Origin of the sequence: Arthrobacter sp. 9AX, from assembly GCF_902506095.1 — a bacterium.
GTDB lineage: Bacteria > Actinomycetota > Actinomycetes > Actinomycetales > Micrococcaceae > Arthrobacter.
The window spans coordinates 3,622,310-3,644,581 of the sequence record NZ_LR733293.1 but is presented as its reverse complement, the minus strand read 5'-3'; the positions used below and the strand labels follow the sequence as shown (position 1 = coordinate 3,644,581).

At 66.0% G+C, this 22,272-nt stretch carries 21 protein-coding genes; 18 read left to right on the top strand and 3 right to left on the bottom strand.

Translation table 11 applies throughout. From position 1 onward, the window contains the following. Window positions 1-9 precede the first annotated feature (9 nt). Entirely contained in the window at window positions 10-450 is a 441-nt protein-coding gene (locus BACI348_RS16905; protein ID WP_159828129.1) for a VOC family protein, read from the bottom strand. A 225-nt stretch (window positions 451-675) separates the two neighbouring features. Between BACI348_RS16905 and BACI348_RS16900 the strand changes: the two genes are divergently transcribed. Genes BACI348_RS16900 through BACI348_RS16885 form a run of 4 tightly spaced genes read left to right on the top strand, consistent with a single transcriptional unit; the run spans window position 676 to window position 5,753 of the window. Continuing rightward, complete coding sequence (locus BACI348_RS16900) at window positions 676-1,947, top strand: ABC transporter substrate-binding protein (protein WP_159828126.1); 1,272 nt, start codon at window positions 676-678, stop codon at window positions 1,945-1,947. A 4-nt stretch (window positions 1,948-1,951) separates the two neighbouring features. Beyond that, the gene (locus tag BACI348_RS16895; RefSeq protein WP_201298442.1) at window positions 1,952-2,896 is read left to right on the top strand and encodes a carbohydrate ABC transporter permease; all 945 of its coding nucleotides are present in this window, start codon (window positions 1,952-1,954) and stop codon (window positions 2,894-2,896) included. Between the two features lie 3 nt (window positions 2,897-2,899). Then, entirely contained in the window at window positions 2,900-3,817 is a 918-nt protein-coding gene (locus BACI348_RS16890) for a carbohydrate ABC transporter permease (protein WP_201298441.1), read from the top strand. Between the two features lie 49 nt (window positions 3,818-3,866). Then, window positions 3,867-5,753, top strand: coding sequence for a hypothetical protein (locus tag BACI348_RS16885; protein WP_159828123.1), 1,887 nt, complete (start codon window positions 3,867-3,869; stop codon window positions 5,751-5,753). Window positions 5,754-5,823: 70 nt separating this feature from the next. Here the strand turns inward: BACI348_RS16885 and BACI348_RS16880 are convergent, their stop codons facing one another. Continuing rightward, window positions 5,824-6,585, bottom strand: a complete 762-nt coding sequence (locus BACI348_RS16880) for a CPBP family intramembrane glutamic endopeptidase (protein WP_159828120.1) — start codon at window positions 6,583-6,585, stop codon at window positions 5,824-5,826. A gap of 76 nt (window positions 6,586-6,661) precedes the next feature. Here BACI348_RS16880 and BACI348_RS16875 point away from each other — a divergent pair, with 76 nt between their 5' ends. From BACI348_RS16875 to BACI348_RS16835, 9 genes are all read left to right on the top strand, one after another. Continuing rightward, a complete protein-coding gene (locus BACI348_RS16875) occupies window positions 6,662-7,642 on the top strand; it encodes a metal ABC transporter substrate-binding protein (protein ID WP_159828117.1) in 981 nt (326 codons plus the stop codon). Continuing rightward, window positions 7,639-8,466 (top strand): metal ABC transporter ATP-binding protein, encoded by an 828-nt coding sequence (locus BACI348_RS16870; RefSeq protein WP_159828114.1) that lies wholly within the window; start codon window positions 7,639-7,641, stop codon window positions 8,464-8,466. The genes BACI348_RS16875 and BACI348_RS16870 overlap by 4 nt, the downstream gene beginning before the upstream one ends. Next, on the top strand, window positions 8,466-9,332 hold the full coding sequence (locus BACI348_RS16865; protein ID WP_159828111.1) for a metal ABC transporter permease: 867 nt from the start codon (window positions 8,466-8,468) through the stop codon (window positions 9,330-9,332). The genes BACI348_RS16870 and BACI348_RS16865 overlap by 1 nt, the downstream gene beginning before the upstream one ends. Before the next feature lie 254 nt (window positions 9,333-9,586). Next, a complete protein-coding gene (gene abc-f, locus BACI348_RS16860) occupies window positions 9,587-11,260 on the top strand; it encodes a ribosomal protection-like ABC-F family protein (RefSeq protein WP_159828108.1) in 1,674 nt (557 codons plus the stop codon). Between the two features lie 215 nt (window positions 11,261-11,475). After that, window positions 11,476-11,823 (top strand): molybdopterin oxidoreductase, encoded by a 348-nt coding sequence (locus BACI348_RS16855; RefSeq protein WP_159828105.1) that lies wholly within the window; start codon window positions 11,476-11,478, stop codon window positions 11,821-11,823. Beyond that, complete coding sequence (gene nirB, locus BACI348_RS16850; protein ID WP_159828102.1) at window positions 11,823-14,336, top strand: nitrite reductase large subunit NirB; 2,514 nt, start codon at window positions 11,823-11,825, stop codon at window positions 14,334-14,336. The genes BACI348_RS16855 and nirB overlap by 1 nt, the downstream gene beginning before the upstream one ends. Further along, on the top strand, window positions 14,333-14,668 hold the full coding sequence (locus BACI348_RS16845) for a Rieske (2Fe-2S) protein (protein ID WP_159828099.1): 336 nt from the start codon (window positions 14,333-14,335) through the stop codon (window positions 14,666-14,668). The genes nirB and BACI348_RS16845 overlap by 4 nt, the downstream gene beginning before the upstream one ends. Window positions 14,669-14,843: 175 nt before the next feature. Then, the gene (locus BACI348_RS16840; protein ID WP_159828096.1) at window positions 14,844-16,304 is read left to right on the top strand and encodes an amino acid permease; all 1,461 of its coding nucleotides are present in this window, start codon (window positions 14,844-14,846) and stop codon (window positions 16,302-16,304) included. Between the two features lie 237 nt (window positions 16,305-16,541). Then, entirely contained in the window at window positions 16,542-17,612 is a 1,071-nt protein-coding gene (locus BACI348_RS16835) for a DNA polymerase IV (RefSeq protein ID WP_442858509.1), read from the top strand. 143 nt (window positions 17,613-17,755) lie between these two features. Here BACI348_RS16835 and BACI348_RS16830 read toward each other — a convergent pair whose 3' ends face one another. Next, on the bottom strand, window positions 17,756-17,932 hold the full coding sequence (locus BACI348_RS16830) for a CsbD family protein (RefSeq protein ID WP_050053911.1): 177 nt from the start codon (window positions 17,930-17,932) through the stop codon (window positions 17,756-17,758). A gap of 132 nt (window positions 17,933-18,064) precedes the next feature. Here BACI348_RS16830 and BACI348_RS16825 point away from each other — a divergent pair, with 132 nt between their 5' ends. The 5 genes from BACI348_RS16825 (at window position 18,065) to BACI348_RS16805 (ending at window position 22,268) form a co-directional block, all read left to right on the top strand. Next, window positions 18,065-18,526 carry an SRPBCC family protein gene (locus tag BACI348_RS16825; RefSeq protein ID WP_159828093.1) on the top strand — a complete coding sequence of 154 codons (462 nt, stop codon included), beginning with the start codon at window positions 18,065-18,067 and terminating at the stop codon, window positions 18,524-18,526. After that, a complete protein-coding gene (locus BACI348_RS16820) occupies window positions 18,526-19,212 on the top strand; it encodes a pentapeptide repeat-containing protein (protein ID WP_159828090.1) in 687 nt (228 codons plus the stop codon). Before BACI348_RS16825 ends, BACI348_RS16820 begins: the two co-directional genes overlap by 1 nt. A gap of 121 nt (window positions 19,213-19,333) precedes the next feature. Beyond that, window positions 19,334-20,560, top strand: a complete 1,227-nt coding sequence (locus tag BACI348_RS16815; protein ID WP_159828087.1) for a thiolase family protein — start codon at window positions 19,334-19,336, stop codon at window positions 20,558-20,560. Continuing rightward, the gene (locus BACI348_RS16810) at window positions 20,560-21,399 is read left to right on the top strand and encodes an enoyl-CoA hydratase/isomerase family protein (RefSeq protein ID WP_159828084.1); all 840 of its coding nucleotides are present in this window, start codon (window positions 20,560-20,562) and stop codon (window positions 21,397-21,399) included. The genes BACI348_RS16815 and BACI348_RS16810 overlap by 1 nt, the downstream gene beginning before the upstream one ends. Continuing rightward, complete coding sequence (locus BACI348_RS16805) at window positions 21,396-22,268, top strand: 3-hydroxyacyl-CoA dehydrogenase family protein (RefSeq protein ID WP_159828081.1); 873 nt, start codon at window positions 21,396-21,398, stop codon at window positions 22,266-22,268. The genes BACI348_RS16810 and BACI348_RS16805 overlap by 4 nt, the downstream gene beginning before the upstream one ends. Window positions 22,269-22,272: the final 4 nt, after the last annotated feature.

The following is a 22,272-nucleotide window of genomic DNA, read 5'->3' as shown; positions in this document are numbered from 1 at the left end:
TAATCGGGGTCAGCTGATGCAGAACTCGTTGCCCTCGGGGTCCGCCATGGTGTGCCAGAAATGCGGTCCCTCGTTGGCTGTCCAGAGGAACGTTGCACCGCGGGACTCGAACTCCCGGCGCACCTCGTCCTTGTCCCGGCCTGCCAGGTGGACGTCCCAGTGCACGCGGTTCTTCACGGTTTTCCCTTCAGGCGCTGTCTGGAAGAGAATCCGCCGCTGCGGCGCTTTTGCGTCCAGTTCCTCGGGCGGACGGATGGCGCAGGCGGTGCGCCACACGAGCTTGCCGTTGTGGGTTGTTGTCTGGTCCTCCGTGGCGTAGCCCTGTTCGATCATGGACCGGATGAAGCCCTCGTCCTGTGGCTCCACCGCCCACTCGAGGGATTCCGCCCACCACTGCGCCAAGTCGTGGGGCACGCGGCAGTCAACAACAATCTGGATATTCAGTCCCATGCCAACAAGGTACGTGGACCCGGCCCCGGGCAACAGGTGCTGGGTGGGCCGGACAGGTTCTCCAACGTTGGAAAAGTATTCTTGACAGATTGTCATGACATGGCTCACAGTTGGGGAAGGAAAGGCTTTTCCGTGGCTGGCAGCCATAGGCTGGCAGCCACATCTTCCCCCAGCCGGGCCCGTCCAGGTGCAGGCCAGGAGCATAGCGAGAGACAGGAAAGAGCATTGTCAGAGAAGACAAGAATCTCCAGCATCACCCGTCGGCAGTTCGGACTGACGGCATTCGGACTCTCAGCGCTGGCAGCGGGACTTACCTCCTGCAGCAGCGGCGGCGGCTCGAGTGACGGCGGCTCCAAGACCCTCCAGCTGGTCCTGTCCGGCGACACCAATCAGGGCGGCGCGTTCGCGGCAGCTGCCAAGAAGTACCAGGAAGCCACCGGCATCACCATCGAAGTGGTGGACGTCCCCACGGCGGACATCACCACCAAGCTGAAGAACGCCGCCACCGCCAATGACCTGCCGGCACTTGCCCGCGTCACCGGCCTCGACCCGCTCTGGGTCAACCAGCTCCAGGACCTCTCGGACATCGCCAAGTCCCGCGGCATTGATGAGAACTTCCTGCAGGAATCCCCGGACGGCATCATCCCCGCCATCCCTTCCGACCTCACCGCCGTGGGCCTGTTCATCAACAAGAGCCTCTTCGAGAAAGCCGGCGTCACGTTCCCCACCGCCATCGAGCAGGCGTGGACGTGGGACGAATTCGTGGCGGCAGTTAGCCAGGTCCGGGAGAAGGCCGGCGCCAAGTACGGTGTGGTCATGGACCGGTCCGGGCACCGCCTGCGCGCCATGATGTACGAGTTTGGCAGCACCGCATTCGCCAAGGAAGGCGACAAGTACACCGGCGATGCCAAGGCCGTGGAAACCCTGGAATACTTCGCCAGGATCAATGACGACCAGACCATGCCCAAGTCGGTCTGGCTCAGCGGCGAGGACGGCAACGCCATGTTCAAGAGCGGCCAGGTGGCGGCGTACTACTCCGGCAGCTGGCAGGTGGCGGACTTCAACAAGAACATCAAGGACTTCGAATGGCTCTCCGTGCCGCTGCCCAAGAAGGAAGTCAACGCCACCAACCTCGGCGGCGGCTTTATGATCGCGTTCAAGGACACCGGCCAGGACGAGGAAGCCAAGAAGTTCATCGACTGGTTCTATGAGGATGCCAACTACACCGAGTTCGCCAAGCTGGGCGGCTACCTGCCCGTGAAGGACCTGAAGGTGGAGTACCCGTTCCAGCAGGCCTCCTTCGAGCTCTACCAGAAGCAGATTGCCGGCAACCAGGCCAAGGGCGACAACGCCATCAAGCGTGTGGTGGCCGAGGCCTACGCGGAGACCCCGTTCTCGGGAGACCCGCTGCGCGAGGAGACCGTCAAGATGCTCTCCGGCAGCCAGGACGCGAAAACCACGGTGGACAACATCGTGAAGCTCTACAACGGCGCCTGAGGCCGTGGCACACTCAACCATGACCACCACCGTGGCGCCGGGAGCGCCCGGTAAAGGGGCACTCGGGACCAAGTCGCAGCAGAAGCGCAGGAACCGGTATGTCATCGCACCGCTGATCCTCATCGGCGTCAACGTGGTGCTGTTCCTGGTCTTCTTCGTCTGGCCCGGCGCCCTGGGCCTGCTGTACTCCTTCACGGATTACCGCGGCGTGGGCAAGCTGAACTTCATCGGCCTCGCCAACTTCCAGAAGCTGTTCGCGGACGGGACGTTCTACGCGGCGCTGGGCAGGACCTTTGTCTATACGGTCCTGTCCGTGCCCCTGGTCTATGTCTGCTCCCTTGGCGTGGCCGCGCTGCTGGTCAGCAAGGCCGTCCGCGGCCGGACCGCCGCAAAAATCGTGATCTTCCTGCCCTGGCTGATCTCGCCCATTGTGGTGGGCGTCATCTGGAAGTGGCTGTTCGGGCAGGACTTCGGGTTCGTCAACTTCATCATTTCCACCCTCGGCGGCAGTCCCGTGCCGTGGTCCAGCAACGGCAACCTGGCCCTGACCGTGGTCATCTTCGCTTCGGCCTGGGGCGGGACGGCCTTCAACATGCTGCTGTTCATTGCGGCACTGAAGAACATCCCGGAGGCCCTGCTGGAGGCAGCCGAGCTGGACGGGGCGAACGCGTGGCAACGCTTCCTGAACGTCACGCTCCCAGGCATTGCGCCGACGTCGTTTATGGTCATTTTGCTCTCCACCATCCACGCAATGAAGGAATTCGCCATGATCCAGGCGCTGACCAACGGCGGACCGGGCACGGAGAACACCCTGATCGTCCAGTACATCTACAAGACCGGCTTCGAGCAGTCCAAGGTGGGCTACGCCAGTGCAGCCTCGATGGTGCTGATGGTGGTCCTGCTCGCGATCGCGCTCATCCAGCTGCGGTTCAACCGGAAGAAGGGCTGACCCATGGCAACAGCTGCCAACCTGCCTCCCGTCGTCGCGGCGGAAGCTGCGCCCGGTGCCGAAAAGGTGGAGTCCATCAGGGGCAAGAGGGGCAATCGGGAGGGCCGGGCCAAACTGTCTGTCCCCTTGACCGTGCTGATGTGGCTGATCGCGGCCGTCTACGCGCTGCCGCTGCTCTGGTTCCTGCTCAGCTCCTTCAAGCCGGGGAGCGAACTGTTCAGCTACCCGCTGTCCATGCTCCCCAGGGAATGGACGTTCCAGGGATTCGTGGACGCCTGGGAACGGGTGGACTTTGCCCAGTACTTCCTCAATACGGCTACGGTGGCGATAGTCACCACCCTGCTGACGGTGTTTTTCAGCGCCTGCACCGGGTATGCGCTGGCGAAGTACAACAACAAGGGAACCCGGCTGTTCTTTGTGTGCATCCTGGCCACCACGATGCTGCCCACCGAGGTCATCCTGAACCCCACGTTCTCGGTGATCCGGGACCTGGGCCTGTACAACTCCCTGGCCGGCATCATTGTGCCGTCCGTCCTCACCGCCACCGGTGTGTTTATGTTCCGGCAGTTCTTCCTGACGGTTCCGGATGACCTGCTGCACTCCGCCCGGATCGACGGCGCCAGCGAGCTGGCCATCTTCTTCCGCATCATGCTGCCGTTGTCCCGGCCCATCCTGTTCACCCTGGCCATCTTCTCCTTCCAGTGGCGCTGGAACGACTACATCTGGCCCCTGATCGTGCTCAACGACCCCAAGTGGTACACGCTGCAGTTGGCTCTCCGGAGCATCGTCGGTGCCGAGAACATTGACTGGCCGGTGCTCCTGGGCGCCTCGGTGATCTCCATCCTGCCGCTGGTGCTGGTGTTCTTTGTGTTCCAGAAGTACGTGTTGAACGCTGACGTCAGCGCCGGCCTGAAGGACTAGCCCGATCCGGTGGCCGCCGCTGCGGCGGGACCAATGAAAGGTAAGAAATTTGCAGACAGCCCCAGCCGAGGTCGTCTTCCTGGGCCGGGTGGTGAAGGCCGCGGACCAGTACGTGCACAGCATGCTGGAAACGCACGACGCCGAGGCCTCCGCGGCGCCCCATCTCACCGCCCAGCCGCAGGGCGTTGCCGTGCCGCAGGCCGCTGCCCTGCCGCACCGTGAGGCCATGGGACGGCTGCTGGCCCTGGTCACCGTATTCAGTGAGCCTGGTTCGGCCTATTGCGGGTCAGGCCGGCTGCGGGAGCCCATGGCCTGCCACCTGGACCGGCTCGAGCTGCTGCAGGGCCCCACCGGCTTGTTCGACGGAACCAACCTGTGCTCGCCGCCGGACTCCGCCTTCACCCTGAACGATGTGTGCCTTGCCCTGGGCCTGATCCGGGCGCTGGACACTCCGGGTCCTTTACTGGCAGAAGTGGACGCCCGTTTGTCCCTCATCGTTGCCCGGGCTACCGACGCGATGGTTTCGGGCGGCGTCCACACCCCGAACCACCGGTGGGAGCTGTCCGCGGCGCTGGCCCAGATGCATCAGTTGCAGCCGAGCCAGGACATCGCCGACCGGATCGAGGAATGGCTGGCCGAGGGCATCGACCAGCTGCCGGACGGTATGTACTCGGAGCGCAGCCCGCTCTACGCCACGGCCGTCACCAACCCGTCCCTGATCACCATCGCGGACAGCTTCGGCCGGCCCGGGCTGCTGGACCACGTGCGGCGGAACCTCACCGCGTTCCTGCCGTTCTTCAACGCGGACGGCAGCGTGGAATCGGTGTTTTCCCGGCGCCAGGACCAATGGCTGACCTTCCATGCGGCCCCGTTCCTCCGCCTGTACCGCCGCCTGGCCAACCAGGACGGCCGCCCCGACTTCGCCGCAGCAGCCACCTGGCTCGGAACCCTGCCCCTCCATGAACCGGCCAAGCTGCTGGCACTGACCCGGCTCGACCCCTGGCTGCGTGCGGCGCTGCCCGGTGACGCTGTTTTTGGTGACTCCGGCGCTGGTGACGCTGGCGGCCCTGCCTTCGGCGATGTTCTCTTCGGTGACGCTGTCCGCCTGGGCCAGCAGCCGCCGTCGGACGCTTCAATCTCCGGAGCCGCGCCTGGCCTGCCCGCGGCACTTGCGCCTGTCCGGGCCGCGCTGGACAGTTGCGGCCTGCACCGGTTCCGCGCGTCCGGCTCCGTCAGCACCGTTTTCGGGGGCTGCGACGAGCTGATCCCCGGCGTGGTGTCGGGCCTGTCCAGCAACCCCACATTCCTTCGGTTCGTGCACGGGGAAGCCATGCTCTCCGGTGTGCGGCTCTCCCGCAGCTTCTTTGACCTGGGCCCGTTCCGCAGCCAGCACACTGTCCGCAACGGCAACTCGGCGGCCCTGTCCGAGACCGTGGCTGCCAACTTCTACCTGCCCCTGCCACAGGGAAAGCGGCGGGAAGACGGGATTTATGAGCTGCAGCACGAGGGCAGGTTCAGCGCCAGCATGGACTTCAGCAGCCGGCCAACCGTTGAGCACAGACTGGGCACGGACATCCGCGTGGAGGTGGACGGGGACCAAGCGGTCCTGACGATCGACTTCGAAGGCGCGGACACTGCCTTTGCCCTGGAACTCACCTTCCGGCCCGGGGGAGTGCTCGACGGCGTGGCGCCATTGGGCGAACGGGGCGCCTTCCAGCTCGTTGACGGCATGGGCAGTTACCGCGTGGGATCAGACGTCATCGAGTTTGGTCCTGGCATCCCCGCCGATCCCGACACTCCGCCCGTCTACAACCCGGGTGAAAACTACCGCTACCTGGCCGGAACGAATGCCTCCGATGGCATCAAGGTGTTCATCACCGGCCGGACCAGGGGCAGGCACGTGTTCACGCTTCGGGGGATGCCCGGCCCGGCGTAGCCACTGCCACCGGGGTCACATCGAGCCCATGGCAGGGGGCCTCATGGGCCGTCCGGACCCCGCGTTGCGTTCAGGCCGGGACCTGCTGGAGCTGTTCGTAGACCTCGGGCGGGATGGCGTAGATGAACACCACGGCCAGCAGGTTCTTGGCAGCATGGACGAAGTAGGAGAACATCAGGTTCCGGCCGGTCCACACATACACGAACACCAGGGTTGCGCCCATGGCCAGGTACGGCAGCAGGACGGTGAGCGTCAGCGCTTCCTGGCCCACGATGTGCAGTGCCGCGAACAGGAGCACCGACAATACGCAGCAGACCCAGATGTTGATCCGCCGGCTCAGCTTGCCGATCAGCAGGTGCCGGAAGATGTACTCCTCGACGAATGGACCCACCACCACCAGCAGCGGAACCATCAGCCACGCCGGGACCTGCTGCATCAGCGCCTGGAGTCCCACCTGGTTCTCCGACGTCTCCACGTTTCCGCTTGCAGCCACCACCACGGCGGTCAGGATCATCATGGCAATCACCGCTGCCGGAACCATCATCAGGGTGAACCACGGCCGGGTTGCCAGCACCCGCAGGTCGCGGCCCACCACGCGCCGCGCAGCAAAGACCGCGAGAATTCCCACCGAGGCATAGAAGAGCAGGTTCGTGGCGTACGAAGCCGCGGCCGGACTCGGCGCGATCTGCCGCAGGAACGGCTCCAGCAGGTCCCCGGCCACAACGAAGAATCCGGCAATCGCCACGTACAGGCCCACCGTGGCGAAGTCGAGGGGCGAAAACCGGTACAGCTGTGGCTGCGGAGCGGGTGGTCGGCGGTGTGCGGTGGCCATGGTTTCAGCCTAGCTGGAGGGGGAAGTGACGACGTCCACGTTGCCGGGGGATCAGGCGCCCCCTAGAATATTCGGTATGCCTAAACTTTTGTTTCGGTGCGCCAAAGTAGCCGCCCGAACCCTCGCCCTCCGCCAGGCGCGCTTCCGCGCCGGGGCGGGAGCCGCCGTCGTGCTTTCCCTCCTGCTGACCGCCTGCGGAGGCGCCTCCGGCAACGGCGGAGACAAGAAAGTAGTCCTGACCACCTTCACGGTGCTGGCCGACGTCGCCAGGAATGTGGCGGGGGACAAGCTCACGGTTGAGTCGATCACCAAGGCCGGCGCCGAGATCCATGGCTACGAACCCACCCCCGGCGACATCCGGAAAGCCTCCAAAGCAGACCTGATCCTGGACAACGGGCTGAACCTCGAGGCCTGGTTTGGGCAGTTCGTGGAGGGACTGAACGTGCCGCACGCGGTGGTCAGTGACGGTGTGCAGGTGGTGTCCATCAACGAGGACTCCTACCAGGGCAAGCCAAACCCGCACGCCTGGATGTCCCCGGTGAACGTGCAGATCTACGTGGACAACATGGTGAAGGCCTTCAGCGACCTCGACCCGGACAACGCCGGCGTCTTCAAGGCCAACGGGGCCGCCTACAAGGCCGAGCTGCAGGCGGTGCAGGACCAGATGGTGTCCAGCCTGTCCGGCCTCCCCGAGAACCAGCGCGCCCTGGTGACTTGCGAAGGTGCGTTCTCCTACCTGGCCCGGGACGCCGGGCTCAAAGAGGTGTACATCTGGGCGGTCAACGCCGAACAGCAGGCCACCCCGCAGCAGATCACCCGCGCCATCGAATACGTCAGGGCCAACAAGGTCCCGGCGGTTTTCTGCGAATCCACGGTTTCCGATGCGCCCATGCAACAGGTGGTGGGGGCCACCGGGGCGAAGTTCGGCGGCACCCTTTACGTGGACTCCCTCTCCGAGACGGACGGGCCGGTGCCCACCTATCTTGACCTCATCCGGCACGACGCCGATCTGATCACCAAGTCCCTCGCCGGAGCACCCACAGGAGCGGCATCATGATCTCCCCGGCCATCCTCGTTGAGCATGTCACCGTTCATTACGGCGAGGTCCTGGCGCTCGACGCGGCGTCCGTTGCCCTCGAGCCCGCCCGTATCTGTGGGCTGGTGGGCATGAACGGCTCCGGCAAGTCAACGCTCTTCAAGGTGATTATGGGAATGATCAAGCCCGACGCCGGCACTGTCCGGATCAACGGACAGTCGCCTTCCAGGGCCCGCAAGCAGGGCGGGATCGGCTACGTGCCGCAGAGCGAGGACGTGGACTGGCAATTCCCGCTGTCCGTCCGGGACGTGGTGATGATGGGCCGCTACGGCCACCAGGGCTTCACCCGACGTGCCTCCAAAGCGGACCGCGCCGCCGTCGACGAAGCCTTGGACCGGGTGGAGCTGGGGCCGTATGCCGGCCGCCAGATCGGCCAGCTCTCCGGCGGCCAGAAGAAGCGTGCCTTCGTAGCCCGCGGGATCGCCCAGGGCGCCACCACCATGCTCCTGGACGAACCCTTCGCCGGCGTGGACAAACGGTCCGAGGCCACCATCACCCGGCTCCTGCGCGAACTCGCCTCCGACGGCTGCACCATCCTGGTGTCCACCCACGACCTGCATGCCCTGCCCCAACTCTGCGACGAGGCCATCCTCCTGATGCACAAGGTCCTGATGCACGGGCCGCCCGAGGTGGTGCTGCAGCCCGAGAACCTGGCGATGGCCTTTGGCCTGGACGTGCTGAACAGCGAACTGCCGGAAGGGAATGTGCCGGACCGGAACGTTCCGGCACCGGGCATCACAGCGCCGGACCTCACAGCCCCGGCCGCCGAGAGGGGGAACCACTGATGGAGCTGCTCCTGGAACCGCTGGGCTACGACTTTATGGTCCGTGCCTTGGTCACCACCGCCCTGGCCGCCGTGGTCTGCGCAGTGCTCAGTTGCTGGCTGGTATTGATTGGCTGGTCCCTGATGGGCGACGCCGTCTCCCATGCGGTCCTCCCGGGGGTGGTGCTGGCGTACATCGTCGGTGCCCCGTTTGCCCTCGGCGCGCTGGTGTTCGCCCTCGTCGCGGTCACCCTGATAGGGGTGGTCCGCAACACGAGCCGGGTGAAGGAAGACGCGGCGATCGGCATCGTGTTCTCGTCGCTGTTCGCCCTGGGCCTGGTGCTGATTTCGGTGACGCCCAGCCAGACCGACCTCAACCACATCATCTTCGGCAACCTCCTCGGCGTCAGCATCCCGGACCTGATCCAGGTTCTGGTGCTGGGCGTCGTGGCCTTCGCCATCCTGATCCTCAAAAGGCGCGACCTCACCCTGTATGCGTTCGACCCCATCCACGCGCACGCCATCGGACTCTCACCCAAACGCCTGGGCGCGCTGTTGCTGGGCCTGCTTGCGCTGACGTCCGTGGTGGCACTGCAGACTGTGGGCGTGGTGCTGGTGGTGGCCATGCTCATCATCCCCGGCGCCACCGCGTACCTGCTGACCGACCGCTTCTCGCGCATGCTGGTCATCGCCCCGGTGATCTCTGCCGTCTGTTCGCTGGCCGGTATCTACATCAGCTACTACCTGGACACCGCGTCCGGGGCAATGGTGGTGCTCACGCAGGGCGTGGTGTTCGCCGTCGTCTACCTGTTCAGCCCACGGCAGGGCCTGATCGGTACCCGGCTTGCGAAGGCCCGGCGCCGAAAAGCGGCAGCGCTCGCCGTCTGACCCGCCACGTGTGAGCGGACGACGGCGGCACCTGGCCCGGGCGCCGCCGTCGTCCGCTGGGTGCCGGGTGAGGCAGCCGCCCCGGCCCTGCCGCTTGACTCAATTCCCGCAGGCGGGCAGGCTGGAGCGATGAAGTCCTGACAGCAGCCCGGCCACGCCGGACTGTTCCCCTCAAATCCAAGGCCGTTGGTCGAGCCCCCGATGTTTCGGCCTGGCTCCCGCGGCCACACTTCGGAGCTTTGCGAGGACTTCCCTTGACTGAACACCTGAACCTTTCCGGCGTTTCCCACGGCTACGGCGACCGCCTGCTGCTGGACGATATCAACCTGGTCATCACGGCGCGCGAGCATGTGGCGGTGGTGGGCGAAAACGGTGCCGGCAAATCCACCCTGCTGCGCATCCTGTCCGGGCATGAGCAGCCGCAGGAAGGCGCCGTCACCATCCGGGGCCGGGTGGGCTACCTCGCCCAGACCCATGGGCTGCCGGAGTCATTCACCGTGGGCGGTGCCATCGACGCTTCCCTCGCCTCGCTGCGCGAACTTGAAGCTGAACTGGACCGGCTCGAGGCCGGGCTGGCAGACGCCGAGGACGCTGACCTGGAAACTTACGGCAGGCTGCAGACCGAGTACCAGCTGAGGGAAGGCTACGCGGCGGAATCCCGGGTGGAAGCGGCACTGGACCGGCTGGGCCTGGGCGGCCTGGACCGAAGCCGGACGCTCGGATCACTGTCCGGCGGGGAGCAGGAACGCGTGGCGCTCGCCTGCGTACTGGCCGACCCGCTGGACATCCTGCTCCTGGACGAACCCACCAACCACCTCGACGCCCGGGGTGTGAAGTGGCTCGAGGAGCGGCTGGCGACCCACCGCGGCATTGTGGTGGTGGTGTCGCACGACCGGATGCTGCTCCGGAAGGTGGCCGCCACGATCATCGAAGTGGATGCCGAACGGCGCACCGTAGCCCGCTACGGCAACGGTTATGACGGCTACCTCCGGGAGAAAGCCGCCGAACGCCAGCGCTGGGTGCAGCAGTACCACGGCTGGCTGGACGCCATGGCGGCGGAAAAGCGGCAGGCCGAAACGGTGGCCGGAACCATGGGGTACGGCCGCAAGCGGGACGCCGACAAGATGTCCTTCGGGTTCAAAACAGGCACCTGGGAACGGGCCGCGAGCAGCCAGGTCCGCAATGCCAAGGAACGGTTGCGGCGGCTCGAAGCCAGCCCGGTGGACCAGCCGCCCGTGCCATTGCGGCTTGCCCCGCCCGCGGATTTGGGAGCTTCAGCTGACGCCGCACAGCCGGTGCGCCTTGCAACCAACGGGGTCAGCGTTCCGGGACGGCTTCAACCCACGGATTTCCAGGCCGGTGTGGGCGAAAAGATCCTGATCGTGGGGCCGAACGGTGCGGGCAAATCCACGCTGCTGTCCGTGCTCGCCGGAACCCTGGAACCAGCCGGCGGGAGTGTCACCCGGCCGGAACGGGTGGGCTACCTGCAGCAGGAACTGGAACTTCCGCTGCGTCCGTCGCTCCGGCTGCTGCCCGCGTTCGCGGCGGGCCTCGGGGGCAACATCGACGAACATGCCGAGGCCCTGCTCGGACTGGGATTGTTCCGCACCAGCGAGTTCCACGTCCCTGTCGGCAGCCTCTCGGCAGGGCAACAGCGCCGGCTGGCCCTCGCCCGGCTGCTGCTGGGCGGCTACAACACCCTGATTGTGGACGAGCCCACCAACCACCTGGCGCCCGTCCTGGTGGAACAACTGGAGGCGGCGCTCGCCGGGTTCAGCGGAACCCTGGTGATGGTCAGCCACGACCGCGCCCTCCGGAAGTGGTTCGCCGCGTGCCAGCAGGCCGCCGGCAGTGCGGGCAACCCGCCAGGCGCTGCCGGGCGCTGGATCCGCTACTCGATGGACCGGGGCGTGCTCGCGCCGGCCTGAGCACGGGGCCGCGGAACCGATATGCGGAACTCTTAGCTGTGCTGCGGGGGTTCCCGGCAAAGGCGGCTGCCATCAGCCACGCGTACGGGTAAGGCCACGGGCCCGGAAAACCGTGAGTTTTGCGTTAAGGGATCGTTACCGGGGAACCGGCAGGCCGAAACATGGGTGGCGCAGGATGGGCTGTAACAGTTGCCGCCGGCCGAAAGGGAACGCCCATGCTGACCAAGAACCTTTTCCTGCAAGGCATTTTCCCCTTCCAGGGCGCGGGCATGGAAAAGCCCGTGCCCATCCACAGCGAGCTCTCCCACTACGTCCCTGACGGGTTCATCAACCAGACGCTCTATTTCCGCGGAGGCAATTCGAGTCCGGAACTGATTACGGTGGTCCTGCTGCGCAACGGCGTGCCCATGAGGTATTTTCCCATCGGCGCCAAGAGCGATGTCCACGTTCCACTGCGGGTGGTGGAGGACATCGAGGGCGGATCCGCCGTGGAGCTTTACCTTGCGGCTCCGGAGGGCGTCAAGGGGTCCGTGGTGATTGACCTGGGCATGGTGGAGCACTGATGACCAGCGTCCTGGACAGCCCGCGGGCCACGCCCTCCGGGCCGGCCACCCGCCGCCGGCTTGTGGTGATCGGCAACGGCATGGCCGGCGCCCGCGCGGTGGAGGAAATCCTGGCCCGCGGCGGCGCCGGACAGTTCACCATCACCATGTTCGGCGATGAACCGTACGGAAACTACAACCGGATCATGCTCAGCCACGTCCTCTCCGGCGAGGAAAGCGACGCCGACATCTTCCTCAACTCCTTGCCCTGGTACCAGGAGAACGGCATCACGCTTCATGCCGGGGTGAAGGCGGAAAGGATTGACCGCTTCACCAAGCACGTCTTCTCCAACGACGGCCGGGTGACACCGTACGACACCCTGATCATCGCCACCGGCAGCCGCTCCCACATGCCGCCGATGGATGGGCTGTACACCCCGGGAGGGTCCATCAAGCAGGGCATCTTCGGCTTCCGCACCATCGACGACACCCGCAAGATGGTGTCGCATGCGCGGCAGGAGCACCACCGCCGGGCCGTGGTGATCGGAGGGGGACTGCTGGGACTTGAGGCCGCGCATGGATTGCGGAGCATTGGGCTGGAGGTGGACGTGGTACATTCCGCCGGTCACCTGATGAGCGCGCAGATGGGGCCCGACGGCGGTGCGGTGCTGCGCCGCAGCGTCGAGGCACTGGGCATCAGGGTGCTGACCGGCAGCCGTACCACCGCGGTACTGGGAAACGACCGGGTCACGGGGGTCAGCCTCCGCGACGGCACCGACATCGCCTGCGACATGGTGGTGGTTGCCGCCGGAATCCGGCCCAACGTGGACCTTGCCGTCCTGAGCGGGCTGCCGGTGGAGCGGGCCATCGTGGTGGATGACCGGCTGAGGGTCCAGGACGAGGACCATATCTACGCCGTGGGGGAGTGCGTGCAGCACCGCGGCGAGGTGTACGGGCTGGTGGCCCCGCTCTGGGAACAGGCGGTGGTCCTGGCCAACCACGTCACAGGGACGGACACGTCCTCCCTGTACTTGGGCTCCCGTACCGCCACCAAACTGAAGGTGGCCGGCGTCGAGGTGGCCTCCATGGGCCTGCACGGACCCGAACTCGAGACGGATGAACACATCGTTTTCTCCGAGCCCAGCCGCGGCGTCTTCAAGTCCATCGTGGTCCGGAACAACAAGATGGTGGGCGCGACGCTCCTCGGCGACAGCCGCAAGGTGGCCTACCTGACCCAGGCCTATGACCGCGGGCTGCCCCTTCCCGAGGAACGGATCGGGCTGATGTTCGATCTTGGGACACCGGACGGGGACACCGGGGTGGCCGAGCTCAGCGACGACGCGCAGGTGTGCAACTGCAACGGCGTCAGCAAAAGGACCCTGGTGGATGCAGTGCAGGGCGGCTGTGCCACTGTTGCCGGCGCCATGGAGGCAACCCGGGCCGGCAAGGGCTGCGGCTCCTGCAAGCTGCTGGTGCGCCAGGTGGTGGAATGGGCCGCGGACGGAGCCGTGGAAGAGGACCCGGCGGCCGGCTACTACGTTCCCGCGATCCCGCTGGACAAGCCGGCACTGATGGCGGAGATCCGGAAGCGCGGGCTGCGTTCCGTCTCGGCGGTGTTCCAGGCTCTGGCCCCCGGCGGCGAGGACGCGAGGTCCAAGATGGGGCTGGCCTCGCTGCTGAAGATGATGCTGGCAGAGCGCTATATTGACGAACGCGACGCCCGGTTCATCAACGACCGCGTGCACGCCAACATCCAGCGCGACGGCACCTTCTCCGTGGTGCCCCAGATGAAGGGCGGCGTGACCTCGGTGGAGCAGCTGCGCCGCATCGCCGATGTGGCCGAAAAGCACAATGTCCCGCTGATCAAGCTCACCGGCGGGCAGCGGATCGACCTGCTGGGCATCCGCAAGGAGGACCTGCCGCAGGTGTGGGCGGACCTGGACATGCCCTCGGGCTACGCCTATGGCAAGAGCTTCCGCACCGTCAAGACCTGCGTGGGCAGGGACTTCTGCCGCTACGGAACCGGGGATTCCACGAAGCTCGGCATAGAGATCGAATCACGCTTCCAGGGGATCGAGGCGCCGGCCAAGCTCAAGCTGGCGGTGTCCGGGTGCCCGCGGAACTGCGCCGAATCGCTGGTGAAGGACGTGGGCGTGGTGGCGGTTGAAGGCGGCCGGTGGGAGATCTATGTGGGCGGAGCAGCCGGCGCCCACATCCGCAAGGGCGATCTCCTCGCCACCGTTGATGATCCCGAAGAGGTCAAGGTCCTGGCCGGCAGGTTCATGCAGTACTACCGGGAACGTGCCAACTGGCTTGAACGGACCTACTCGTTTGTCCCGCGGGTAGGCATCGAGCATCTGCGGGACGTTATTGTGTCCGACTCGGAAGGCATCGCATCCCGGCTGGACGCGGCCATGCAGGACTCAATCGACAGCTACGAGGACCCGTGGAAAGAACGTGCGGAACCGGTGACCCCGGGGCAGTTCCGCACCTCGCTGCCCCTGACTGTGTTGCCGCAGGTACCCGTCCAATGAGTGCCGAAGCCGCAACAGGAGCGCAGACGTTCGTCCTGGGTCCGGTGGAGCAGATTCCGCTGGGGGAGGGCAGGGCCTTCGCCGTGGACGGCGGCCAGGTGGCCGTGTTCCGGCTCCGCGACGGCTCGCTCCGGGCGCTCCCGGCAGTTTGTCCCCACAGGGGAGGCCCGCTGGCCGACGGCACTATTGACCTGGGCGTAGTGGTGTGCCCCCTCCACCAGCACGCGTTTGACCTGGCCACGGGCTGTTCCACAACCGGCGCAGACAACCTCAGCCCTTATGAAGTCTCCACGGACGAGCAGCGGAACCTGGTCCTGCAGGTACCGGTGTAGCGCGCGTCACGTAGCACCCCGTCACATCTTGTAGGATAGACGAGCCGCGCGAAGCTTCGGCGCCACGAGAGATTCCGATCACATTCGGATGCCCGACAAGGCATCTTGCCGAATTATGTGAGCGGAATCGTCCGTGTACCGGATGCGGCCAACCCCCAACCCACAAGGAATCGTTGTGCCTCAAAGTACCCCCACAGATCTCCAGAACCCCACGGCCCCATCCACCGCCGTCGACCCCACCCTCAGCGCCGAGGGCTATAGCAAGACCCTGGGCCGCCGCCACGTCACCATGATCGCCATGGGCGGCGCCATCGGCGTCGGCCTGTTCATGGGTGCCGGCGGGCGCCTGGCCTCCACCGGCCCGGCCCTGATTTTCTCCTACGCCATCGCCGGCGTCATCGCCTACCTGCTGATGCGGGCCCTGGGCGAACTCATCATGTACCGCCAGACCTCCGGCTCGTTCGTCAGCTACGCCGGCGAGATGTTCGGCAAAAAGGGCGCCTACCTCTCCGGTTGGATGTACTTCATCAACTGGGGCATGACCGGCATCGCCGAACTGATCGCGATCGGCCTGTACTTCCAGTTCTTCTTCCCCAACGTCCCCGTGGAAGCCTCGGCCATCGCCGCCCTGGCCCTGCTGGTGGCGGTCAACCTCCTGAGCGTCAAGGCCTTCGGCGAGTTTGAATTCTGGGCCTCCTGCCTCAAGGTGGGCGCCATCCTGATCTTCCTGGTGGTGGGCACCTTCATGGTGGTCACCAACGCCCAGGTGGGCGACGGCCACGCGTCGGTCGCGAACCTCTTCGCGGCTGAAGGCGGCATGTTCCCCAAGGGCGCCCTGGTGATGGTCCTGGTGCTCAACGCCGTGATCTTCGCGTACAACGGCATCGAACTGGTGGGTATCACCGCCGGCGAGATGCAGAACCCGGAACGCGAAGTGCCCAAGGCGATCCGCGCCGTCGTCCTCCGCATCGTGGTGTTCTACGTCGGTTCCGTGACCCTGCTGGCCATGCTGCTGCCCTCGGACCAGTACAAAGCCGGCACCTCCCCGTTCGTCACCGTCTTCGGCCAGATGGGCCTGGGCTGGGTGGGCGACGTGATGAACATGATCGTGATCACCGCCGCGCTGTCCTCCTGCAACTCGGGCCTGTACTCGATCGGCCGCGTGTTCCGGACCATGGCCAACAACGGCCACGCCCCGCAGTGGCTGACCCGGATGTCGAAGCGCCATGTCCCCTACGCGGCCATCCTGGCCATCGCGGCGTTCTACCTGGTGGGCATCATGCTCAACATCTGGCTGGGTGGCTCGCACGCGTTCGACCTCGCCCTGAACACCGCCTCCATCGGCGTGATCTTCTGCTGGGGCTCCATCTTCGCCAGCCAGATTGTGTTGCGCCGGCGCAAGGGCGTCACCTCCGAGCTGCCGATGCCCGGCTCCCCGTGGACCAGCTGGGCGGGCCTGGTTGGCCTGCTGGCCATCACGGTGCTGATCGGCTTCGACACCATGACCAGCAAGAGCGGCGAGGTCTTCTACCTGGGCCTCTGGACGCTGGCCACCATACCCTTCTTCGCTGTGGTCCTGTGGCTCGGCTGGCAGAAGGTCAAGAACAACCAGCCGAAGAATGAGCTGTACAGCTAGCACTTTTTGGGAAATAACGGTCGACGGCGGGACGCCCCTGGGGAGGGCGGGCCCGCCGTCGGCGTTTTCCCGCGTAAGCCGTGGTGCCGGATCCGCCGCCGGGTGCCCGTGCCTGTCTGAATCGCCGGAACGGTGCCGGATCGCCGGAACGCTTCAGCGTCCTGGCAGCGTTCCGGCGATCACGACGGCGGGAGGCGGGGATGGTGCGGGGCGCGCCGCCGGGGCAGACTGGGGCTTGTGAGCGAATCCTGGGTGCTGCATGTTGACCTTGACCAGTTCATCGCGGCCGTGGAAGTGCTCCGCCGGCCGGAGCTCGCGGGCAAAGCGGTGATAGTTGGCGGCCGTGGTGATCCCACCGAGCGGGCCGTGGTGTCCACGGCATCCTACGAAGCCAGGGCGTACGGCGTGGGCTCGGGAATGCCGCTGCGCATCGCGGCACGCAAGGTCCCCGATGCCGTCATCCTGCCGGTCGATCACGAAGCCTACCTCGAGGCCTCAGAAAAGGTCATGGCCGTGCTGCGCGCTCAACCGGGTGCCATCGTTCAGGTGCTGGGCTGGGATGAGGCGTTTGTTGGTGTGGGGACGGATGATCCGGACGCATACGCCAAGCAGATGCAGCACGACATCCTTGAGGAGACCCGGCTGCACTGCAGTGTGGGCATCGGTGACACGCTGGTCCGTGCCAAGGTGGCCACGACGTTCGGCAAGCCCGCCGGTATTTTCCGGCTCACGGCAGAGAACTGGCTCGAGGTGATGGGGAACCGCCCCACCATCGAACTGTGGGGCGTGGGAACCAAGGTGTCCCGCCGCCTTGCCGCCCTCGGCATCAAGACCGTTGCCGAGCTTGCGGCGTCCAACCCGGATGACCTGGTCCCCGAGTTCGGCCCGCGGATGGGACCCTGGTATGCCCAGCTCGGACGGGGCGACGGCTCGCGGGTTGTCGATGACACCCCGTGGGTGGCGCGCGGGCACAGCCGGGAGACCACGTTCCAGCGCGACCTGACGGAGCCCGGGCAAATTGACGACGCCGTCCGGGAGTTGGCGGCGCACGTGCTGAAGGATGTCGCGGCGGAGGGGCGGCCCGTCGTCGGGCTAACGCTCAAGGTCCGGTATGCCCCGTTTATCACCAAGACCTATGCCCGGAAAATCCCTGAGACCTCCGACCCGGAAGAGGTGCTGGCCCGCGCCCTCGACCTGAGGGGGAAGATCGAGCCGGACCGACCCATCCGGCTCCTGGGGCTTCGCGCCGAAATGGCGATGCCGGAGGATTCCCGGCAAGGGCACACGCCGACGCGCAGCGGATGGTGATGGTCCCGCGGGCATGTAGCTCCTACCGGGGCTGGGCGACCGGCAATTCCAGGCAAACAGAACGGCGGCGGTTCCGTGGGGATCCGCCGCCGTTTCGCTCTGTTACGGCCGGCCTGGTTGGGCCTGGTCGCCGCAGGAAGAGGCTAGTCGCGCTTGAACTCGTCCTTGACGCTTTCGCCGACCTTCTTGGCGTCAGCCTTGACCTGGTCGGTCTGGCCTTCCGCTTTCAGACGGTCATTGTCAGTGGCGTTGCCCGTTGCTTCCTTGGCCTTGCCGCCGAGGTCTTCCGCTGCGTTACTGATCTTGTCTCCGAGGCCCATGGTGGTGGCCTCCTTTCGTTTCCGTTGATCAAACAGTGCATTTTCACGATAACACGAAGCTTGCTTACTATTTTAAGCTGCCGGTGTTGGGGGCGCCTGTTGATTGCCGGTGCCCGCGGCTAGGCTCGGATCATGGACCACAGCATCAGCCTCACCCAGCACATCCAGGCGCCACCGGAAAAGGTCTGGTCCGTGATTACCGACATCCCGGGCTCGGCGGCCACCCTCTCCGGAGTTGATTCCGTCCAGCTCCTCACCGAAGGCCCCTATAAAGAGGGGACGCGGTGGAAGGAGACCCGGAAGATGTTCGGCAAGGCTGAGACAGTCGAGATGTGGGTGGCCGGGGCTGAGCCCCACCGCAACACCACCGTCAAGGCCCTCCAAGGCGGCGCGGACTACACTACGCGGTTCAACCTGGCCCCGCGCGATGGCGGCACGGACCTCACCCTTACCTTCGGCGCCGAGGTCATCAAGCCCACCCCCGCCAGCAAAATCATGATGCTGCTGTTCGGCAGGATGGGCATGGCCGCCACCCGCAAAGCCCTCACCAAAGATCTTGCGGAGATCGCGGCCAAAGCGGAGTCCCTCCCGTAGTGGCCGCCTCAACAGGCCGCAGCGGCTCCAGGACGGCCGTAAAAGTCACTGCCCCCAGGCTCTCGCCCGTTGTGCTCGCGGACCTGGACGGGGATTCCCCGCCTGCTTTGCGCCGGGGTGAAAGGCACGACGGCGGCCGGTACAGCCGCGTGCAGGCCGACGGACTGGAGCTGGCCGGCACCGACTTTGCCGAGTGTGAGTTCCAGGGCGTCTCCTTTAGTGACACCCAGCTGCGTGGTTCCTCCTTCCGGGACTGCATCCTGGCCGAGCTGTACGCGCCGGTTTTCCGGGCGGCCCGCACCACCTGGCGGGACGTTGAACTGCGGAACCCGCGGCTGGGTTCGGCGGAACTGTATGAAAGCGGCTGGCAGTCGGTCCGGATCGACGGCGGCAAGCTGGACTTCCTCAACCTGCGCGGCGCCAAGCTCGCGGACGTCCTCATCACCGACTGCATTATCAGTGAGCTGGACCTCGGCTCAGCCGCCGGTACGCGCGTGGCGCTGAAGAACTGCACCATCGGTTCCCTCGATGTCAGTGGGGCCAAGCTGAAGGACTTCGATCTCCGCGGCACCGAATTCCGCAGCATCAGCGGACTCGGCAGCCTCGCCGGCGCGGTGATCGATGACTACCAGCTGAGCCTGCTGGCACCCCTGCTGGCAGCGCATCTGGGCGTCACCGTCCTCTAGAACCCGGGAGGTACGCAACGGAAGCTCCCGCGTGTACTATTTACAGAACGAACGGTCGGTAAGTGAAGCGGGGGAGCCGGCCGCCGATGACAGTGCTGTTTATCGCGTGAAGGGTGTTTCCATGGCTGCAACCGCAGGTCCGCAGGCTTTCCTTGTTGGCGGGGTCCGAACGCCGGTGGGCAGATACGGCGGCGCGCTGTCGTCGATCCGCCCGGACGACCTGGCGGCACTCGTACTGCGGGAAGCGGTCAACCGGGCGGGTCTGGATCCGGACAGCATCGACGAAGTGATCCTGGGAAACGCCAACGGCGCTGGTGAGGAGAACCGGAACGTGGCGCGGATGGCGACGCTGTTGGCCGGGCTGCCCCTGCATATCCCGGGGATCACGGTGAACCGGCTTTGCGCCTCCGGCCTGAGCGCCATCATCCAGGCCAGCCACATGATCAAGGCCGGCGCCGCGGACGTCGTGATTGCCGGCGGTGTGGAATCGATGAGCCGGGCCCCGTGGGTCCAGGAGAAGCCAACAACCGCTTTTGCCAAGCCGGGCCAGATCTTCGACACCTCCATCGGCTGGCGTTTCGTTAACCCGCGGTTCCACAGGGGCGAGCTGTCGCGTGACGGGAAGATGACGTACTCCATGCCGGAAACCGCCGAGGAGGTGGCCCGGGTGGATAACATTTCCCGCGAGGATGCCGACGCCTTCGCTGTCCGCTCCCACCAGCGCGCCCTGGACGCCATCGCTGCCGGCCGGTTCAAGGACGAAATCGTCCCCGTCACCGTTAAAACCCGCAAGGCCGAGCACGTGGTGGACACGGACGAAGGTCCCCGCGAGGGCACCACCCTGGACGTCCTCGCCGGACTGAAGCCGGTCACGCATGGCGGCACCGTGGTGACTGCCGGCAACTCCTCGTCGCTGAACGACGGCGCTTCCGCGATCATCGTCGCCTCTGAGGCGGCCATTGAGCGGCTTGGCCTCACTCCCCGGGCGCGGATCATCGACGGCGCTTCTGCCGGCTGCGAGCCGGAAATCATGGGCATCGGCCCCGTGCCGGCCACCCAGAAAATCCTGAAGCGGACCGGTCTCAGCGTGGGCGACCTTGACGCCGTCGAGCTTAATGAGGCCTTTGCCACGCAGTCCCTGGCGTGTATCCGCCGGCTGGGCCTGGAGCCGGACATTGTGAACCTCGACGGCGGCGCCATCGCTTTGGGGCATCCGCTGGGTTCCAGCGGGGCCAGGATCGCCATCACGCTGCTGGGGCGGATGGAGCGTGAAGACGCCAAGGTGGGGCTGGCCACGATGTGCATCGGTGTGGGCCAGGGTACGGCGATGCTGCTGGAGAAGGTCTGATGGCCGGCGCTGTGGACCTGGCGGCGGAGAAGTTCCATGCGCTGCTGGTGGAGGAGCGCACCGACCGTGTAGTGGTGCTCCTCAACCGGCCCGAGGTGCGCAACGCCATCGACCAGCAGATGGTGGATGAACTCCATATAGTCTGCACGGCCCTGGAGCAGGACCCGAAGGTGTTGATCATCGCCGGCGTAGACGGCGTGTTTGCTTCCGGGGCGGACATCGCCCAGCTGCGCGAACGCCGCCGCGACGACGCCCTGCAGGGGATCAATTCCACGATTTTCGTCAGGATCGCGAAGCTGCCCATGCCGGTCATCGCGGCGCTGGACGGTTACTGCCTGGGCGGCGGCGCTGAGCTTGCCTACGCCGCGGACTTCCGGATCGGTACGCCCAATGTCAGGATCGGCAACCCCGAGACCGGGCTGGGCATCCTCGCCGCGGCAGGTGCCAGCTGGCGGCTCAAGGAACTCGTGGGGGAGCCCGTTGCCAAGCAGATCCTCCTCGCCGGGCGCGTGCTTGGCGCCGACGAAGCCCTGGCCGTGAACCTTATTACCGGGATCCATGAGCCCGCAGCACTTCTGGACGCGGCACACGACCTGGCGGACCGGATCGGCCGGCAGGACCCGCTGGCCGTGCGGATCACCAAGTCCGTGTTCCACGCCCCGGCTGAGGCACACCCGCTGATTGACCAGCTGGCCCAGGGGATCCTCTTTGAATCCGAGGCCAAGTTCCACCGGATGCAGAAGTTCCTCGACAAAAATGCCGACAAGAAGGCGGCTACGGCTGCCGGCCCGGGCACTGGAGATACAGCCAACACCGCGACCGGAGAGAAGAACTCATGAGCACACCGCAACTTTCCCCCGGCCTGCCGTCACGGGTGGGTGTCCTGGGCGGCGGCCGCATGGGAGCCGGTATCGCCCATGCCTTCCTGATCAACGGCGCGGACGTACTGGTCATCGAGCGCGACGAACCATCAGCGGAAGCTGCCCGGGAGCGGGTTGAATCCGCCGCGGCCAAGAGCATCGAACGTGGTGCAGTCGACTCCAGCCTGGACCAGCTCCTCTCCAGGCTGGCCGTGGGCGTGGATTACGACGCGTTCAAGGACCGGCAGCTGGTAGTTGAGGCCGTGCCGGAGGACTGGGACCTGAAAGTTACGGCGCTCCGCGGAATCGAGGAGCGGCTGGCAGATGACGCATACTTGGCGTCCAACACCTCGTCGCTGTCCGTCAATGGCCTGGCCGGTGAGTTGAAGCGGCCGGAAAACTTCCTGGGGCTGCACTTCTTCAACCCCGTTCCCGCGTCCACGCTCATCGAGGTGGTGCTGGGCAAGCAGACGTCTCCCGGACTCGCTGCGGCGGCGAAAGGGTGGGTGGAGGCGCTCGGCAAGACCGCCGTCGTCGTCAACGATGCCCCGGGGTTCGCGTCCTCGAGGCTGGGCGTGGCCATCGCCCTGGAGGCGATGCGGATGGTGGAGGAGGGCGTCGCCTCCGCGGAGGACATCGACGCCGCCATGGTCCTTGGCTATAAGCACCCCACCGGGCCGCTGAAAACCACCGACATCGTGGGGCTGGATGTGCGGCTCGGCATCGCCGAGTACCTGCATTCCACACTGGGGGAGCGCTTTGCGCCGCCGCAGATCCTCAAGGACAAGGTGGCGCGCGGCGAGCTGGGGCGGAAGGCCGGCAAGGGCTTCTTTGACTGGCCGAGCTAGCGGG